This window comes from Bacteroides difficilis, from assembly GCF_048319815.1.
GTDB classification, from domain to species: domain Bacteria; phylum Bacteroidota; class Bacteroidia; order Bacteroidales; family Bacteroidaceae; genus Bacteroides; species Bacteroides zhangwenhongii.
The window spans coordinates 745,125-764,355 of sequence record NZ_CP182814.1 but is presented as its reverse complement, the minus strand read 5'-3'; the positions used below and the strand labels follow the sequence as shown (position 1 = coordinate 764,355).

At 44.2% G+C, this 19,231-nt stretch carries 14 protein-coding genes; 11 read left to right on the top strand and 3 right to left on the bottom strand.

Annotated features, from left to right (window positions below):
- Positions 1-24 precede the first annotated feature (24 nt).
- The 6 genes from infB (at position 25) to ACNOGP_RS02925 (ending at position 8,532) form a co-directional block, all read left to right on the top strand.
- A complete protein-coding gene (infB, locus tag ACNOGP_RS02950; RefSeq protein WP_418214028.1) occupies positions 25-3,153 on the top strand; it encodes a translation initiation factor IF-2 in 3,129 nt (1,042 codons plus the stop codon).
- Positions 3,154-3,231: 78 nt separating this feature from the next.
- Complete coding sequence (locus tag ACNOGP_RS02945) at positions 3,232-3,762, top strand: CvpA family protein (RefSeq protein ID WP_007763228.1); 531 nt, start codon at positions 3,232-3,234, stop codon at positions 3,760-3,762.
- Positions 3,740-5,194: a Fe-S cluster assembly protein SufB gene (sufB, locus tag ACNOGP_RS02940; protein WP_007763231.1), complete on the top strand. Its 1,455-nt coding sequence runs from the start codon at positions 3,740-3,742 to the stop codon at positions 5,192-5,194. Before ACNOGP_RS02945 ends, sufB begins: the two co-directional genes overlap by 23 nt.
- A 19-nt stretch (positions 5,195-5,213) precedes the next feature.
- Positions 5,214-5,966: a Fe-S cluster assembly ATPase SufC gene (gene sufC, locus ACNOGP_RS02935; protein ID WP_007756466.1), complete on the top strand. Its 753-nt coding sequence runs from the start codon at positions 5,214-5,216 to the stop codon at positions 5,964-5,966.
- Positions 5,967-5,968: 2 nt separating this feature from the next.
- On the top strand, positions 5,969-7,312 hold the full coding sequence (gene sufD / locus ACNOGP_RS02930) for a Fe-S cluster assembly protein SufD (RefSeq protein WP_418214729.1): 1,344 nt from the start codon (positions 5,969-5,971) through the stop codon (positions 7,310-7,312).
- Positions 7,313-7,320: 8 nt separating this feature from the next.
- Entirely contained in the window at positions 7,321-8,532 is a 1,212-nt protein-coding gene (locus ACNOGP_RS02925; protein ID WP_007763236.1) for a cysteine desulfurase, read from the top strand.
- Positions 8,533-8,693: 161 nt separating this feature from the next.
- Here the strand turns inward: ACNOGP_RS02925 and ACNOGP_RS02920 are convergent, their stop codons facing one another.
- A complete protein-coding gene (locus tag ACNOGP_RS02920) occupies positions 8,694-8,840 on the bottom strand; it encodes a hypothetical protein (protein WP_255508020.1) in 147 nt (48 codons plus the stop codon).
- Between the two features lie 39 nt (positions 8,841-8,879).
- On the opposite strand from ACNOGP_RS02920, the gene ACNOGP_RS02915 reads away from it, so the two are divergent.
- The 3 genes from ACNOGP_RS02915 to ACNOGP_RS02905 all read left to right on the top strand — a co-directional run bounded on the left by ACNOGP_RS02915 (position 8,880) and on the right by ACNOGP_RS02905 (position 13,511).
- The gene (locus ACNOGP_RS02915) at positions 8,880-11,084 is read left to right on the top strand and encodes a sodium-translocating pyrophosphatase (protein ID WP_418214027.1); all 2,205 of its coding nucleotides are present in this window, start codon (positions 8,880-8,882) and stop codon (positions 11,082-11,084) included.
- Positions 11,085-11,172: 88 nt separating this feature from the next.
- The gene (locus ACNOGP_RS02910) at positions 11,173-11,775 is read left to right on the top strand and encodes a ribonuclease HII (RefSeq protein ID WP_418214026.1); all 603 of its coding nucleotides are present in this window, start codon (positions 11,173-11,175) and stop codon (positions 11,773-11,775) included.
- A gap of 182 nt (positions 11,776-11,957) precedes the next feature.
- Positions 11,958-13,511 (top strand): DUF5723 family protein, encoded by a 1,554-nt coding sequence (locus tag ACNOGP_RS02905; RefSeq protein ID WP_418214025.1) that lies wholly within the window; start codon positions 11,958-11,960, stop codon positions 13,509-13,511.
- 187 nt (positions 13,512-13,698) lie between these two features.
- Here ACNOGP_RS02905 and ACNOGP_RS02900 read toward each other — a convergent pair whose 3' ends face one another.
- Positions 13,699-14,628, bottom strand: a complete 930-nt coding sequence (locus ACNOGP_RS02900) for a magnesium transporter CorA family protein (protein WP_007763262.1) — start codon at positions 14,626-14,628, stop codon at positions 13,699-13,701.
- Positions 14,629-14,898: 270 nt separating this feature from the next.
- On the opposite strand from ACNOGP_RS02900, the gene gpmI reads away from it, so the two are divergent.
- Together gpmI and ACNOGP_RS02890 are read left to right on the top strand one after the other, a co-directional pair.
- Entirely contained in the window at positions 14,899-16,413 is a 1,515-nt protein-coding gene (gpmI, locus tag ACNOGP_RS02895) for a 2,3-bisphosphoglycerate-independent phosphoglycerate mutase (RefSeq protein WP_007763264.1), read from the top strand.
- A gap of 67 nt (positions 16,414-16,480) precedes the next feature.
- Positions 16,481-17,062, top strand: a complete 582-nt coding sequence (locus tag ACNOGP_RS02890) for a DUF3109 family protein (RefSeq protein ID WP_007756492.1) — start codon at positions 16,481-16,483, stop codon at positions 17,060-17,062.
- Between the two features lie 118 nt (positions 17,063-17,180).
- Here the strand turns inward: ACNOGP_RS02890 and gyrB are convergent, their stop codons facing one another.
- A complete protein-coding gene (gyrB, locus tag ACNOGP_RS02885; RefSeq protein ID WP_007756494.1) occupies positions 17,181-19,139 on the bottom strand; it encodes a DNA topoisomerase (ATP-hydrolyzing) subunit B in 1,959 nt (652 codons plus the stop codon).
- Between the last annotated feature and the right edge of the window lie 92 nt (positions 19,140-19,231).

Below are 19,231 nucleotides of genomic sequence, written 5' to 3'. Positions count from 1 at the left end.
CCATTTATTCATTAAATTTAAAATATGACGATAAGGTTAAACAAAGTTACAAGAGATTTGAACGTAGGAATCGCGACGGTAGTTGAGTTCCTGCAAAAGAAGGGGTATACCGTTGAGGCTAATCCTAATACAAAAATTAGCGAGGAGCAATACGCTATACTCGTAAAAGAGTTTAGTACAGATAAGAACCTTAGACTTGAGTCGGAGCGTTTCATTCAGGAACGTCAGAATAAGGATCGTAATAAGGCGTCGGTATCGATTGAAGGCTTTGAAAAGCAGCCGGAAAAACCGAAGTCGGAAGATGTGATCAAAACAGTCGTACCGGAGGATGCACGCCCGAAGTTTAAACCTGTCGGGAAAATTGACTTGGATAAATTGAACGGTCGTAGAACTGAGAAAGTTGAGAAAGAACCGGAACAGAAGAAAGAAACTGTTGAAGAACGTCCAGTAGCTCAACCGGAAGTGAAGAAGGAACCTGAGGTGAAGGTAGAAGAGGTGGTAGCGCCTGTTCAGGCGGAACCTGTGGCTAAACAAGTTGAACCGGTCAAACAGGCAGAACCGGTGAAGCAACCGGAGGCTGTAAAACCGGAACCGGTGAAAGAGCCGGAACCTCTAGTGGAAAAGCAACCGGCAGAAGTTGAAAAAGTAGTGGAGAAAGTGATTAAAGAAGAGCCGAAGGTAGAAGTTGCACCTGTGAAGGCGGAAGAACATAACAGCATGGAACAACCTGTGAAAGCAGTATCGGCGGAAGTAGCTCCGGAGACAACGGTAGAGGTAGAGAAAGAAACTTCTAAAGAAGAAGAGATATTCAAGATCCGTCAACCGGAATTGGGTGCGAAAATCAATGTAATCGGTCAGATTGACTTGGCTGCATTGAACCAGTCTACCCGTCCTAAGAAAAAATCGAAGGAAGAGAAACGCCGCGAACGTGAAGAGAAAGAGAAAATCCGTCAGGATCAGAAGAAGTTGATGAAAGAAGCTATCATCAAAGAGATTCGCAAGGATGACTCGAAACTGCAGAAGGGTGGAGTGAAAGATAATGTTGACGCAGCCGGAAACAAGAAAAAACGGAATCGTATCAACAAGGAGAAGGTGGACGTGAACAACGTGGCTACTTCGGGTTTTGCTGCTCCGAGACCGAATGTGCAAGGCAAAGGCGGTAGCAATGGTAGCGGCAACAACCAGGGTGGCAATAATAACCGTAAAAATAATAATAAGGATCGCTTCAAGAAACCGGTTATCAAACAGGAGGTAAGCGAGGAAGATGTAGCAAAGCAGGTAAAAGAAACTCTTGCTCGTCTGACAACCAAAGGTAAGAATAAGACTTCCAAATATCGTAAAGAGAAACGCGAGATGGCTTCCAACCGTATGCAGGAATTGGAAGATCAGGAAATGGCGGACAGCAAGGTATTGAAGCTGACCGAATTCGTTACGGCTAATGAACTGGCAACGATGATGGATGTTTCTGTCAACCAGGTAATCGCCACTTGTATGAGTATCGGTATCATGGTTTCCATCAATCAGCGTCTGGATGCTGAAACAATTAATCTGGTGGCTGAAGAATTCGGATTCAAGACCGAATATGTAAGTGCGGAAGTTGCTCAGGCTATAGTGGAAGAGGAAGACGCTCCGGAAGATCTGGAACCACGCGCTCCGATTGTTACGGTGATGGGACATGTTGACCACGGTAAGACTTCATTGCTTGACTATATCCGTAAGGCGAATGTGATTGCCGGTGAGGCCGGAGGTATCACACAGCATATCGGTGCATATAATGTGAAGTTGGAGGACGGACGCCGTATCACATTCCTCGATACTCCGGGCCATGAGGCGTTTACCGCTATGCGTGCCCGTGGTGCGAAAGTTACGGATATCGCCATTATTATTGTAGCTGCCGATGATAACGTCATGCCGCAAACGAAGGAAGCAATCAACCATGCGATGGCGGCAGGTGTGCCTATTGTCTTTGCTATTAATAAGGTTGATAAGCCGACGGCAAATCCGGATAAGATCAAGGAAGAACTGGCTGCCATGAACTATCTCGTTGAAGAATGGGGTGGCAAATATCAGTCACAAGATATCTCTGCCAAGAAAGGTATAGGTGTGGAAGATTTGTTGGAAAAGGTATTGCTGGAAGCGGAAATGCTTGATCTGAAAGCAAATCCGAACCGTAATGCTACGGGTTCCATCATCGAATCTTCATTGGATAAGGGACGTGGATATGTAGCTACTGTGTTGGTATCTAACGGTACTTTGAAAGTGGGAGACATCGTATTGGCAGGAACAAGCTACGGACGTGTGAAGGCTATGTTCAACGAACGTAATCAGCGTATCAAGGAAGCAGGACCTGCCGAACCGGCATTGATTCTGGGATTGAATGGCGCTCCTGCTGCAGGTGACACATTCCACGTGGTAGAAAGCGATCAGGAAGCTCGTGAAATTACCAACAAACGTGAGCAGTTGGCTCGCGAACAGGGCTTGCGTACGCAGAAAATCCTTACATTGGATGAGCTGGGTCGTCGTATCGCTTTGGGTAACTTCCAGGAATTGAACATCATTGTGAAGGGTGACGTGGACGGTTCTGTCGAAGCATTGAGCGACTCCTTGATTAAGTTGTCTACCGAACAGATCCAGGTTAATGTAATCCATAAGGGTGTGGGAGCAATTTCCGAGTCGGATGTTTCTCTGGCTGCCGCTTCAGATGCGATTATCGTCGGATTCCAGGTACGTCCTTCGGGTGCTGCCGCTAAAATGGCGGAACAGGAAGGTGTCGATATCCGCAAATACTCTGTCATCTATGATGCAATCGAGGAGGTGAAAGCCGCTATGGAAGGTATGTTGGCACCGGAACTGAAAGAACAGGTGACAGCTACGATCGAAGTGCGTGAAGTATTCAACATCACGAAGGTGGGACTTGTAGCCGGTGCGATGGTGAAGACCGGAAAGGTGAAACGCAGCGATAAGGCTCGTTTGATCCGCGATGGTATCGTTATCTTTACCGGAAACATCAACGCTTTGAAACGCTTCAAGGACGATGTGAAGGAAGTGGGTACAAACTTCGAGTGTGGTATCAGTCTGGTGAATTGCAATGACATGAAGGTGGGCGATATGATCGAGACATTCGAGGAAATAGAAGTGAAACAGACATTATAAACTGTACTGTATCGAGAATAAACGGAGGCACAGAGTGAATTATAACTCCGTGCCTCTTTTTTCTTTATAGAAAGGAATATGACAACGATTGATATAATAATCCTTATAGTAGTGGGTGCAGGGGCGATTGTAGGCTTTATAAAGGGCTTTATCCGTCAGTTGGCCTCTATCTTGGGATTGATAGTCGGTTTGCTGGCGGCAAAGGCTTTGTATGCTTCTTTGGCGGAGAAGCTCTGTCCGGCAGTGACAGATTCGATGACCGTTGCGCAGGTATTGGCTTTCATAATGATTTGGATTGCCGTTCCGTTGATTTTTGTGCTGATTGCCTCCTTGTTGACAAAAGCGATGAAAGCCATTTCGCTGAACTGGTTGAACCGTTGGCTGGGAAGCGGGTTGGGAGCGCTTAAATTTTTGTTATTGACAAGTGTGGTGATTGGAGCGATAGAGTTTGTGGATGGCGATAATAAGTTAATTAGTGCAACAAAAAAGGAAGAATCCTTGTTATATTATCCGATGGAGACGTTTGCGGGAATTTTTTTCCCTGCTGCAAAGAATATGACTCAACAATATATATTAGAGAATAAAGATGCAACAAGAAGAACCCAATAAATATGTAAAGGAACTGACGCAGGAGAAGTATAAATATGGCTTCACCACGGAAGTGCATACCGATATCATTGAGCGTGGACTCAATGAGGATGTGATTCGTTTGATTTCATCGAAAAAGAACGAACCGGAATGGTTGCTGGAGTTCCGGCTGAAAGCGTACCGCCATTGGCTGACGCTGGAAATGCCTACATGGGCACATCTCCGTATTCCGGAGATTGATTATCAGGCTATTTCATACTATGCTGACCCGACGAAGAAGAAAGAGGGACCGAAAAGTATGGAAGAAGTAGATCCTGAACTTATAAAAACGTTTAATAAACTGGGAATTCCTCTGGAAGAACAGATGGCTCTTAGCGGGATGGCGGTGGATGCGGTAATGGATTCCGTATCCGTAAAGACGACATTCAAGGAAACACTGATGGAAAAGGGAATTATTTTCTGCTCGTTCAGTGAGGCAGTGCGCGAACATCCGGATTTGGTAAAGAAATATATGGGGTCGGTAGTGGGTTACCGTGACAATTTCTTTGCCGCATTGAATTCGGCAGTGTTCTCGGACGGCTCATTCGTCTATATACCGAAGGGAGTACGTTGTCCGATGGAACTTTCCACCTATTTCCGTATCAATGCCCGCAACACGGGACAGTTTGAACGCACATTGATAGTAGCGGATGATGATTCGTATGTTTCCTATCTGGAAGGATGTACGGCTCCGATGCGGGATGAGAACCAGTTGCACGCCGCTATTGTAGAAATTGTTGTACACGACCGTGCGGAGGTGAAATACAGTACCGTTCAGAACTGGTATCCGGGAGATTCCGAAGGTAAGGGCGGTGTATATAACTTTGTGACGAAGCGTGGTAACTGCAAAGGGGTGGACAGCAAACTCTCTTGGACGCAGGTGGAGACCGGTTCGGCAATTACCTGGAAATATCCTTCCTGTATTCTGACTGGTGATAATTCGACGGCCGAGTTTTATTCCGTAGCTGTGACAAACAATTTTCAGCAGGCGGACACCGGTACGAAGATGATTCATTTAGGGAAGAATACCCGTAGTACGATTGTAAGTAAAGGTATCTCTGCCGGACATAGCGAGAACTCCTATCGCGGGTTGGTGCGTGTGGCGGAAAAAGCGGATAACGCCCGTAACTATAGTCAGTGTGACTCGCTGTTGCTGGGGGATAAATGCGGTGCGCATACGTTCCCGTATATGGACATTCACAATGAGACGGCGGTAGTGGAGCATGAAGCTACGACGAGCAAGATCAGTGAAGATCAGATTTTCTATTGCAATCAGCGTGGTATCCCGACAGAAGACGCTATCGGGCTGATTGTGAACGGATATGCAAAAGAAGTATTGAATAAGCTTCCGATGGAATTTGCGGTAGAAGCACAGAAGTTGCTTACTATTTCATTGGAAGGAAGCGTAGGATAAATGAATTTTAATCAAGATTATGTTAGAGATAAAAGACCTGCATGCCAGCATTAATGGCAAAGAGATATTGAAAGGCATTAACCTGACGGTAAAGCCGGGCGAAGTACACGCGATTATGGGACCGAACGGTTCCGGTAAAAGTACGCTTTCCTCCGTATTGGTGGGTAATCCTGCTTTTGAGGTAACGAAAGGTTCGGTTACTTTTTATGGAAAGAATCTGTTGGAACTGAGTCCGGAAGACCGTAGCCATGAGGGTATTTTCCTTAGTTTCCAGTATCCGGTAGAGATTCCGGGTGTGAGCATGGTAAACTTTATGCGTGCTGCTGTGAATGAACAACGCAAATATAAAGGTCTGCCTGCACTGACCGCCAGTGAATTCTTGAAACTGATGCGTGAGAAACGTGCGGTTGTTGAACTGGACAATAAGCTCGCTAACCGTTCGGTGAACGAAGGTTTCTCCGGTGGAGAGAAGAAACGGAACGAGATTTTCCAGATGGCAATGCTGGAACCGCGTTTGAGCATTCTCGATGAAACGGATTCCGGATTGGATATCGATGCGCTCCGTATTGTGGCCGAAGGGGTAAATAAACTGAAGACTCCCGAAACCAGTACGATTGTCATCACCCACTACCAACGTCTGCTCGATTATATCAAACCGGATATTGTGCATGTGCTTTACAAAGGTCGTATTGTGAAAACTGCCGGACCGGAACTTGCTCTGGAATTGGAGGATAAAGGTTATGACTGGATTAAGAAAGAAGTAGGAGAATGACGATGAATGCTGAACAACAATACATAGATCTCTTCTCACAGACGGAAGCCATGATCTGCAAACATAGCGCTGAGGTGTTAAATGCCCCTCGTGCTGCTGCTTTTGCCGATTTTGAGCGAATCGGATTTCCGACCCGTAAGATGGAGAAGTACAAATATACGGATGTAAGCAAGTATTTTGAACCGGATTTCGGTCTGAATCTGAACCGTCTTGCTATTCCGGTCAATCCGTATGAGGTGTTTAAGTGCGATGTTCCGAACATGAGCACAGCTCTTTATTTTGTGGTCAATGATGCATTCTATAATAAGGTACTCCCTAAAACCCATTTACCGGAGGGCGTTATTTTCGGTAGTCTGAAAGAGGTGGCCGAACAGTATCCCGAGTTGGTGAAGAAGTATTATGGTAAGTTGGCGGATACCTCCAAAGATGGTGTGACAGCTTTTAATACGACTTTTTCACAGGATGGAGTTATCTTCTATGTACCGAAGAATGTGGTTGTGGAAAAACCTATTCAGTTGGTGAACATCCTGCGTGCGGATGTCAACTTTATGGTCAACCGACGTGTGCTGATTATTCTGGAAGACGGTGCACAGGCACGTTTATTGCTTTGCGACCATGCAATGGATAACGTGAATTTCCTGGCAACGCAGGTGATTGAGGTTTTTGCCGGAGAGAATGTGGTATTCGATATGTATGAGTTGGAAGAGACACATACCAGCACGGTGCGTTTCAGCAACCTGTATGTGAAGCAGGAAGCGAACAGCAATGTACTTCTGAATGGCATGACGTTGCATAACGGTACAACCCGTAATACAACCGAAGTGTTGTTGGCAGGCGAGGGAGCTGAAATAAATCTTTGCGGCATGGCTATCGCTGATAAGAACCAGCATGTGGATAACAACACGAGTATTGACCATGCAGTGCCCAACTGTACGAGTAATGAGCTGTTTAAATACGTGCTCGATGATCAATCGGTAGGTGCTTTTGCCGGATTGGTACTGGTGCGTCCTGATGCGCAGCATACAAGTTCCCAACAAACCAACCGTAATCTTTGCGCCACCCGTGATGCGCGGATGTATACACAGCCCCAGTTGGAGATTTATGCGGACGACGTGAAGTGTTCGCACGGAGCGACAGTGGGGCAGCTTGATGAAAATGCGTTGTTCTATATGCGTGCACGTGGAATTGCGGAGAAAGAAGCACGGTTGCTGTTGATGTTTGCATTTGTCAATGAAGTGATTGATACGATTCGTCTGGATGCGTTGAAGGACCGCCTTCATCTGTTGGTGGAAAAACGCTTCCGTGGTGAGTTGAACAGATGTCAGGGATGTGCAATCTGTAAATGAACATAAAAATGGATATTCAAAAGATACGTGAGGATTTTCCGATCCTGAGCCGTACGGTTTATGGTAAGCCTTTGGTTTATTTCGACAACGGTGCGACGACGCAGAAGCCTCGTCTGGTGGTCGATTCGTTGGTAGATGAATATTACTCCGTGAATGCAAATGTGCATCGCGGCGTACATTATCTCTCTCAACAGGCTACGGAACTGCATGAAGCTTCCCGTGAGACGGTGCGTCAGTTTATTAATGCCCGTACTACTAACGAAGTGATTTTCACTCGGGGAACAACGGAAAGCATTAATCTGCTTGTCTCCAGTTTCGGTGATGAATTTATGGAAGAAGGAGATGAAGTTATCCTTTCGGTGATGGAACATCACAGCAATATCGTTCCCTGGCAGTTGTTGGCAGCCCGCAAAGGTATTGCCATCAAAGTAATCCCGATGAACGATAAAGGTGAGCTATTGTTGGATGAATATGAGAAACTCTTCTCCGAACGTACTAAAATTGTCAGTGTAGTTCAGGTTTCCAATGTCTTGGGCACTGTGAATCCGGTCAAGGAGATGATTGCGACAGCACATGCCCACGGTGTGCCTTTTCTGGTAGATGCTGCCCAGTCCATTCCTCACATGAAGGTGGACGTGCAGGATTTGGGAGCCGATTTTCTAGTGTTCTCTGCCCATAAGATATACGGACCGACAGGAGTTGGCGTGCTGTATGGAAAAGAAGAGTGGTTGGACCGTCTGCCGCCTTATCAAGGAGGGGGAGAGATGATTCAACATGTCTCTTTCGAGAAAACGACGTTCAATGAACTTCCTTTCAAATTTGAAGCCGGCACACCGGATTATATCGGTACGACCGGATTGGCGAAAGCCCTTGATTATGTGAACGGTATCGGCATGGAACGGATTGCGGATCACGAACATGAACTGACTACTTACGCTTTGCAACGATTGAAGGAAATTCCCGATATGCGTATATTCGGTGAAGCTTCGGACAGGGGGGCTGTAATTTCTTTCCTGGTAGGTAATATTCATCACTTTGACTTAGGGACATTATTAGACCGTTTGGGTATCGCTGTCCGCACAGGACATCATTGTGCACAACCTTTGATGCAGCGACTTGGTATTGAAGGTACCGTCAGAGCTTCGTTTGCTATGTACAATACGAAAGCTGAAGTAGATGCATTGGTGGCAGGAATCGAACGTGTCAGCCGTATGTTTTAGTCCATAAAAACAAAGTAGTCTCATATATTAAATCGCTGTTCCTTGAAGGAATGGCGATTTTTTTATTCTTTAACTAAAAAAAGTTCCCTCCGAGTGCAGTTATTTGGAGTTTGATGCGTCTAATATATAAAACGAATATTTGGAGGGTCGTGAGACTATGCTTATATTATAAATTCTCTCTCTTTAACATTAATGGCAGCTATATCGTAAAATACATGCGGTATAGCTGCAACTTTTTCATGGATAGTGCTATTCATCCCTTTTTGATTTTCTTTCTTTTTTACTTGCTTTTTTCGATTGATTTCCATACTTTTAGCGATTGTAAACCCTTTAATAATTTTGGATCTATGGATGACATTCTTTTCTGGCTGGTTCCGGTCGCTTCCGTGTTGGCCCTCTGTTTTGCTTATTACTTTCATAAGCAAATGATGAAAGAGAGTGAGGGTACACCTCAAATGATAAAGATAGCTGCTGCTGTGCGCAAGGGAGCTATGTCTTATTTGAAACAACAGTACAAAATAGTAGGTTGCGTATTCTTGGTATTGGTGATTTTGTTTTCGATTATGGCATACGGCTTCCACGTACAAAACGCATGGGTTCCCATTGCTTTCCTGACAGGTGGTTTCTTCTCCGGTCTTTCCGGTTTTCTTGGAATGAAAACGGCTACTTACGCTTCGGCACGTACCGCTAATGCAGCTCGCAATTCACTGAATGCGGGGTTAAGAATCGCTTTCCGGAGTGGTGCGGTGATGGGACTCGTGGTTGTCGGTCTCGGTTTACTTGATATTTCCTTTTGGTATCTGTTGCTGAATGCGGTGATTCCTGCTGATGCACTGACACCTACTCATAAACTCTGTGTGATTACCACTACCATGCTTACTTTTGGGATGGGAGCTTCGACGCAGGCGCTTTTTGCCCGTGTGGGCGGAGGTATCTATACGAAGGCTGCCGATGTCGGGGCTGACCTGGTAGGTAAGGTAGAAGCCGGAATTCCGGAGGATGATCCTCGTAATCCGGCTACTATTGCCGATAATGTCGGTGACAATGTCGGTGACGTGGCAGGTATGGGAGCTGATTTATACGAATCCTATTGCGGCTCTATTCTGGCAACGGCTGCGCTGGGTGCTGCCGCCTTTATCCATTCGGCGGATACGGCAATGCAGTTTAAGGCAGTGATTGCGCCTATGCTGATTGCAGCTGTCGGAATCATTCTTTCTATTATAGGTATATTCGCTGTCCGTACTAAGGAGAATGCAACGATGAAAGATTTGCTTGGCTCATTGGCGTTTGGGACAAATCTTAGTTCGGTACTTATTGTTGTTGCCACTTTCTTGATACTATGGCTTTTGCAGTTGGATAATTGGATTTTGATTTCCTGTGCCGTAGTAGTCGGCTTGCTGGTCGGTATTGTCATCGGACGCTCTACGGAATATTACACCTCCCAATCCTATCGTCCTACACAAAAGTTGAGCGAGAGCGGTAAGACGGGACCGGCAACTGTCATTATTTCCGGTATAGGGTTGGGTATGCTTTCTACAGCAATTCCTGTAATTGCTGTGGTAGTTGGTATCATTGCTTCCTATCTGCTGGCTTCCGGTGGTGATTTCACTAATGTCGGAATGGGATTGTACGGAATCGGTATTGCGGCTGTCGGCATGCTTTCTACGTTGGGCATTACGTTGGCGACCGATGCTTACGGTCCGATTGCGGATAATGCAGGTGGTAATGCCGAGATGTCCGGGCTGGGTGCTGAAGTCCGTAAGCGTACTGATGCGCTCGACTCGTTGGGAAATACGACTGCGGCTACCGGTAAAGGTTTTGCGATAGGTTCTGCGGCACTGACCGGCTTGGCTTTGCTGGCTTCTTATATTGAAGAAATACGAATCGGCTTGACACGTCTTGGAAGCGTGGAGCTTACTTTCCCGGATGGTGGAACTGTCAGTGTGGCAAATGCCACATTTGTAGATTTCATGAATTATTATGAAGTAAACCTGATGAACCCGAAAGTTCTTTCAGGTATGTTCCTTGGCTCGATGATGGCTTTCCTGTTCTGTGGACTGACAATGAATGCTGTTGGGCGTGCGGCGGGACACATGGTAGATGAGGTGCGTCGGCAGTTCCGTGAGATTAAAGGTATTCTGACAGGAGAGGCGGAGCCGGATTACGAACGTTGTGTTGCCATCTCTACGAAAGGCGCTCAACGGGAAATGGTTGTTCCCTCCTTGATTGCCATTATCGCTCCTATCTTTACCGGGCTCATCTTTGGCGTTCCCGGTGTGCTTGGGTTGTTGATTGGCGGTTTAAGTAGTGGCTTTGTATTGGCTATTTTTATGGCTAATGCCGGAGGAGCATGGGATAACGCAAAGAAATATGTGGAAGAAGGTAACTTTGGTGGAAAGGGAAGTGAGGTTCACAAGGCGACGGTAGTAGGTGACACGGTGGGTGACCCCTTTAAGGATACGTCCGGTCCGAGCTTGAATATTTTGATAAAGCTTATGAGTATGGTAGCTATTGTGATGGCAGGGCTTACTGTTGCTTGGAGTTTATTCTAAAAAGTGAGAAATAAGGAAGAAAAAGGAGGCGAAATACGGTCTCCTTTTTTATTTCGTTTAATTTTGCAGCTAAATAAAAACGATAAAGATGTTATTACCTTATTTAAACAAGAATCTGATTGAAGCAGGATGCGATGAGGCCGGTCGTGGCTGCCTGGCGGGAGCGGTATATGCTGCTGCGGTTATTCTTCCGGGAGATTTTAAGAATGAGTTGTTGAATGATTCCAAACAACTGACGGAAAAACAGCGTTATGCATTGCGTGAGGTCATACAACGAGAAGCGGTGGCTTGGGCGGTTGGTGTTGTCTCACCGGAAGAAATTGATGAGATAAATATTTTGCGCGCTTCTTTTCTGGCCATGCATCGTGCTGTTGATCAGTTGGCTGTTCGTCCCCAACATTTGCTAATCGATGGAAACCGTTTTAATAAATATCCCGGCATTCCTCATACAACGATTGTGAAAGGGGATGGGAAGTATCTTTCAATAGCGGCCGCATCTATATTGGCAAAGACATACAGAGATGATTATATGAATCGTCTTCATGAGGAGTTCCCTTATTATGATTGGGATCACAATAAAGGTTACCCGACTAAAAAGCACCGTGCGGCTATTGCCGAGCGGGGAACAACTCCTTACCATCGAATGACCTTCAATTTGTTGGGAGATGGACAACTGACTTTAGGTTTTTAAATCACTTTGGGCTTCTTCTATTCTCATCCGTTCTACATTTTTTTGCAGAATAGACACGTTTTTGTTATGTATAACCGCAAAAATGTTCTGTTTAGGCTGAAAAACTGTTGGTTAATGCTTTTATTTGTTACTGAAATACTATATATTTGCAAACAATAACAAGAATTAAAAAGTATAAAATCATGGCAACGAACAAGCTACTTTCTTTTATGAAGCTCATTGGGATGACCTTCATTATGACAATTATTACTCTTCCTGCGAATGCGCAGTTCTTACGTACTTCTTATTTTATGGAAGGTACACACTATCGTCAACAGTTGAATCCCGCTTTGACACCGACTAAAGGATTTATTAATCTTCCGGTGATAGGTGCTGTCAATGCAACCGTTGGTTCTACTTCATTAGGTTATCAGGATATTATTGATATTATAGACGACGGTGGTGATTTTTATACCAAACCTGATTTCATGAACCGTTTGAAAGATAATAATACGCTGAATGTGAATTTCAGTACTGAAATCCTTTCTGCTGGATGGTATAAAGGGAAGAACTTTTGGTCATTCAATATTGGTCTTCGTACAGATATTGGTGCTAATTTGACCAAATCAATGTTTACGTTCCTAAATCAGATGGAGACAATAGAAGACAATTGGAGAAATAGTAACTATGATATTAGTGGTCAGCAATTGAATATCAATGCTTATACAGAAATAGGTTTAGGACTTTCCCGCCAGATTAATAGTCGTTTGACTGTTGGTGCTAGAGTAAAGGCTTTATTAGGTATTGGTAATATGGAATTGAAGCTTAATAGAATAGCAATGAGTGCTAATCTACCTACTGACCAACAAATAAATGAATGGTCTAATGATAGCTATTGGAGTGGCTCTTCTGGGGAGATTGAAACAAAAGCTAAAGACTTGAAAGCAAAGTTTGATAACTATCATGCAAACCTCGCTGTTGGTGCCGAGCTTAAGAGTTCTTTCAAAGGTTTAGAATTAAAAGAAGAAGAGGGTAAAGACTATGTAACTGATTTTGACTTTGATAGTGGGAATTTAGGTATAGCTGGTTATGGTTTTGGTATTGATTTAGGTGCATCTTATAAAATTTTGGATAATTTGACTGTATCTGCTTCTATTCTTGATTTAGGTTTTATTTCTTGGTCTAAATCAAGTACAAAGATTGCATCTGCTAATCCGGATCCAATCAATATTAAAGGAAGTACTTATGCAGATATGATTAATATAACTGACCCACAAAATATCGCTAATAGTGTTAAAGGTGCATTGAATCAGCTACAGAGTGATACTGAAAATTATATGGATCTTGTGACGCAAGGTGATGTACTTAACTATGATATGTTGCAACTCGAAGTAGGTGAAGCTAAAGAATCTCGTAAATCTCGTCTCGCTTCTACTTTAGTATTAGGTGCAGAATACGGTTTCTTCAATAATAAATTGGCTGTTGGTGTATTGTCAACAACTCGTTTTGTACAACCGGATGCCCTTACTGAATTGACATTCTCAGCGAACTATCGTCCGAAGAGCTGGTTTAACGTGGCACTTAGTTATTCAGCTATTCAGTCAGCAGGTAAGTCTTTCGGACTTGGTTTGAAATTGGGACCGATCTTTCTTGGAACCGACTATATGTTCTTAGGAAAGAACTCAAACTCAGTTAATGGATTTATCGGAGTTTCTATTCCATTGAATAAAAGAAAAGCTTGCTGTAAACAAGGATAAAAAATAATTTCTCTCTCTAAACATTCTCTTTTAATTAATTTCTCTAGAAGAAAAAACGTATAATATGCAGCTTGTCGCTTATAATCTGTTTAAAGTGATATAAGACGACAAGCTGTTTTTATTTTGCAGGTTTGGACAACTTCAATTATGTGGAGTAGCATTCCATACAATAGGTCCTGAGTTGGATTTAGAACCATTTGATCTTCCTGAATATCACGAACGCTAATGTTGACAATCCGATGGAGAAGAGCACAATCAACGAGAAAGCGAAAGGTACTTCTTCTAGGTGGATATCCACATTCATACCATAGAAGCTGGCAATCAATGTCGGGAGCATTAATACAATGGATAAACTGGTCATGCGTTTCATGATTGTATTCACATTGTTCGAGATGATGGAAGCGAAAGCGTCCATTGTGCCTGTAAGGATATCACTGTAAATATTGACGGTATTGAGTGCCTGTTTCAATTCAATAATAACATCCTCTACCAATTCCTTGTCCAGGTAATCCGTGTCTTGGAAAATAGTTTTCAGTTTGCCGATCATCACTTCATTGCCCCGTATAGAAGTATTGAAATAAACCAGTGTTTTCTGCAATCGCATCAAGCGAAGCAGGTCCTCATTACGGATACTGCGTTCCAATTCCTTTTCCGCAGCACTGATGTCCAGATTTATCTGTTTCAGATATTTCAGAAACCATACGGCAGAAGAATAGATAAGCCGTAAAATCAAATCCAACTTATTGCGGACGATGATACCTTTCCGGCGAGTATGCTCGATAAAGTCCGGCAGCAAATCAGTGTTGTAATAACAGACGGATACAATGATTTCATTATTGGTGATAATGCCGATGGGGACAGTGCCGAAAGGCAGATTCTCGTTTTGCTTGTTCTGCACTGGAATACGTAAAATGGTGAGCAGCCAATTCCCCTCCGTGTCTGTACGCGGACGTTCGTCGGTATCGGCTATGTCGTCAAGAAATGATTCGGGAACATTTAGTGTTTTAGTCAGAAATTCAAAGTCATCATTGTTCGGGCATACTACGTTGACCCAGCTATTCGGCAGCCATTGTGCTTTTTCCACAAAGCCGGCCTCACAATAAAGATACGTTCTCATCTTATTGTCTCCTTTCGTTGTTTAGTACGAGCAGAGACATCGGATATTAATGACTCTGTTCGCTTTAATTAATACTAGTTGTGCACGTTCGCGGGTTTGAATCGTCCATATTTCTATGATTTTAATTTAAAAGCGTTGCAAAGGTAAAGAAAATAGTTGGATTGCCCGTTGATAATCAACTGGCTTAACATAGATTAAGCGTCGTCGTAACCATCTTTTTTGTACCTTTGCGCCCGAAAATCAGAGTGATAATTTAAATATTGAAATATTATGAGTAAGAAAGCCCTTTTAATGATCCTCGACGGTTGGGGACTAGGTGACCAAAAGAAAGACGACGTAATCTTCAACACTCCCACTCCTTATTGGGATTATCTGATGAACACTTATCCTCACTCTCAGCTCCAGGCAAGTGGTGAAAATGTAGGTTTGCCCGACGGACAGATGGGTAACTCTGAGGTAGGACACTTGAATATCGGTGCAGGACGCGTAGTTTATCAGGATTTGGTGAAAATCAACCGTGCGTGCGCTGACAATAGTATTCTGAAAAATCCGGAAATCGTTTCGGCTTTCTCTTATGCAAAGGAAAACGGAAAGAATGTGCATTTCATGGGACTGACTTCCAACGGTGGCGTGCATAGCTCACTTGTTCATCTTTTCAAACTTTGCGATATCGCTAAGGAATATAATATCGACAATACATTCATCCATTGCTTCATGGACGGTCGTGATACAGACCCGAAGAGCGGTAAGGGATTTATTGAGGAACTGTCTGCTCACTGTGAGAAATCGGCAGGGAAGATCGCTTCCATCATCGGTCGTTATTACGCAATGGATCGTGACAAACGTTGGGAACGTGTAAAAGAAGCATACGATCTGTTGGTGAACGGTGAAGGAAAGAAGGCAACCGATATGGTTCAGGCAATGCAGGAATCTTACGATGAAGGTGTGACGGATGAATTTATCAAGCCGATTGTAAATGCCAATGTCGACGGAACAATCAAAGAAGGTGACGTGGTAATCTTCTTCAACTATCGTAACGACCGTGCCAAAGAGCTGACCGTTGTGTTGACTCAGCAGGATATGCCGGAAGCAGGCATGCACACCATTCCGGGATTGCAATATTACTGTATGACTCCGTATGACGCTTCTTTCAAAGGTGTACATATCCTGTTCGACAAAGAAAATGTAGCTAACACTTTGGGCGAGTATCTTTCTGCTAAGGGTATGAGCCAGCTTCATATCGCTGAAACGGAGAAGTATGCTCACGTGACGTTCTTTTTCAACGGTGGACGTGAAACTCCGTTTGACAAGGAAGACCGTATCCTCGTTCCGTCTCCGAAAGTAGCTACTTACGACTTGAAGCCGGAAATGAGCGCTTACGAAGTAAAAGATAAGCTGGTGGCTGCTATCAACGAAAACAAATATGATTTCATCGTAGTGAACTTCGCCAACGGTGATATGGTAGGCCATACGGGTATTTACGAAGCTATCGAGAAAGCTGTTGTTGCTGTAGACGCTTGTGTGAAAGATGTGATCGAAGCTGCTAAAGCACAGGATTACGAAGCAATCATCATTGCCGATCATGGTAATGCTGACCACGCTTTGAATGAGGACGGTACTCCGAACACGGCTCACTCTCTGAATCCCGTTCCTTGTGTTTACGTGACAGAAAATAAGGCTGCGAAAGTAGAGAACGGTCGTCTGGCTGATGTTGCTCCGACTATCCTGAAGATTATGGGATTGGAAGTTCCGGCTGAAATGGACGGTAGCGTGTTGATTAAGTAATTTAGATTTCTATAATTGGGAGGGCGGGGTAGAACTCCGCCTTTTTTGTCTGATATAAATATTGCAAATGATACAGATTGATGATGTAGTTGTATCGCTGGATGTGCTTCGGGAAAAGTTCCTTTGTAATCTGGACGCTTGTAAAGGTGAATGTTGTATTGAGGGAGATGCAGGGGCACCTGTAGAGTTGGAGGAAGTGGAGAAATTGGAAGAAGTGTTGCCGGTTATTTGGGATGAGCTGGCACCCGAAGCCCGTGCGATAATAGAAAAGCAAGGAGTGGTATATACGGATGAGGAAGGAGATCTGGTGACCTCTATTGTTAATAATAAAGACTGTGTCTTTACTTGTTATGATGAGAAGGGATGTTGCTACTGCGCTATTGAAAAAGCCTATCGTGAAGGAAAAACAGATTTCTATAAACCGGTATCCTGCCATCTTTATCCTATCCGTATCGGAGATTACGGACCTTACAAGGCTGTCAATTATCATCGTTGGGATGTATGCAAGGCGGCAGTATTGCTGGGTAAAAAGGAAAATCTCCCGGTTTATCGGTTCCTGAAAGAGCCTTTGATCCGTAAGTTCGGTGAGGAATGGTATAAAGAACTGGAAATAGCGGTTGAGGAACTGAAAAAACAACATCTTCTCTGATTCCCGGTTTCACGGGATAGTAAGATGAAAAGAAAAACGCCTGCTGTGAGATTACTCTCCGGCAGGCGTTTCCTCGTTGTAAGATGTGAGGTTGGTTTATAAAAACGTAATATGACAACTATGCATCGATATTTGCATACGTTGCGTTCTCTTCAATAAATTCGCGGCGCGGACCTACGTCTTCACCCATTAGCATGGAGAAGATATAATCGGCTTCCGCTGCATTATCTATATTTACTTGTTTCAGCATACGGTTTTCGGGGTCCATAGTCGTACTCCATAGCTGTTCCGCATTCATCTCACCCAAACCTTTGTATCGTTGGATGTGTACGGCGCTTTCGGAACCACCGCCGTAAGTGTCGATGAAATTCTGAAGCTGTGCGTCTGTCCAGCAATATTCTTTTACCTTGCCTTTCGTACAAAGGTAGAGCGGAGGAGTAGCAATGTACAGGTATCCGTTCTGAATGATTTGAGGCATATAGCGGAAGAAGAAAGTCATAATCAATGTGTCGATGTGAGAACCATCGACGTCGGCATCGGTCATGATGATAATCTTGTGATAACGCAGCTTTTCGATATTTGCTTCTTTGCTGTCATCTTCCGTTCCGATTGTTACCCCTAATGCGGTATATATATTACGGATTTCCTCGCTTTCCAAAGCTTTGTGGTACATGGCTTTCTCCACATTCAGAATCTTACCGCGTAGCGGGAGGATGGCTTGGAACATACGGTTACGGCCTTGTTTTGCAGTACCGCCTGCCGAATCTCCCTCGACAAGGAACAGTTCGCATTTAGACGGATCTTTGTCCGAACAGTCGGCCAGTTTACCCGGCAGACCGCCTCCGGACATCGGAGACTTGCGTTGTACCATTTCACGGGCTTTTCTTGCAGCATGACGGGCGGTAGCGGCTAAAATCACCTTGTCAACAATTGTTTTGGCCTCTTTCGGATGTTCTTCCAAATAGTAGGATAACACTTCACCTACCGCTTGGTCTACGGCACCCATTACTTCGTTGTTACCCAACTTCGTTTTGGTCTGTCCCTCAAATTGAGGTTCGGCTACTTTTACAGAAATAACAGCAGTCAAACCTTCGCGGAAGTCATCTCCCGAGATTTCCACCTTCACCTTTTCCAGCATTTTGCTGTCTTCGGCATATTTCTTCAATGTACGGGTTAATGCACGACGGAATCCGGCCAGGTGCGTACCACCTTCGATGGTGTTGATATTATTAACGTATGAGTGAACGTTTTCGGAGAATCCGGTATTGTACATGATAGCCACCTCAATAGGAATTCCCTGCTTCTCTGAATTGAGATAAATAACATCGTTTATCAAGTGTTCGCGAGAAGACTCGATGAAGCGTACAAATTCTCTCAGACCTTCTTCCGAATAGAATTGCTCGCTTTTGAAACTGCCGTCTTCATTTACCACGCGGCGGTCGGTCAGTGAGATGCGTAGTCCTGCATTCAAGTAGGCCAATTCGCGCAGACGTGAAGCCAATATTTTGTAGTCATACACCGTTTCCGTGAAAATGCTGCCATCCGGCCAGAATTGTTGGCGGGTACCGGTAATGTCGGAAGTACCGACTTCTTTTACAGAATAAAGTGGTTTACCTATTTCATACTCCTGTTGGTAAATCTTACCACCCCGGAATACTTGAGTAGTCATGTGCGTGGACAATGCGTTCACACAAGACATACCTACACCGTGCAGACCTCCGGATACCTTGTAGGATCCTTTATCGAACTTACCTCCAGCATGCAGTACGGTCATGGCTACTTCCAATGCCGACTTCTTTTCTTTCTCGTGATAGTCTACCGGAATACCGCGTCCGTTGTCCTGTACTGTGATTGAGTTGTCTTCGTTGATTGTCACCTCTATGTGCGTACAGTATCCTGCCAACGCTTCGTCGATGGAGTTATCAACAATTTCGTATACTAAGTGGTGAAGTCCCTTTACGCTGATGTCACCGATGTACATCGCAGGGCGTTTTCTTACTGCTTCGAGACCTTCCAATACCTGGATACTATCCGCAGAATAAGACCCGTTATTGGGAGTGATTTGTTCTTCGCTCATAATTGCCTTTCTAACTTTAATAACAGAGCAAATATAGTGAAATTTGTCGACTTGACGAAGAATAAACCGTGAAAAATTAAGAATGGAAGAGG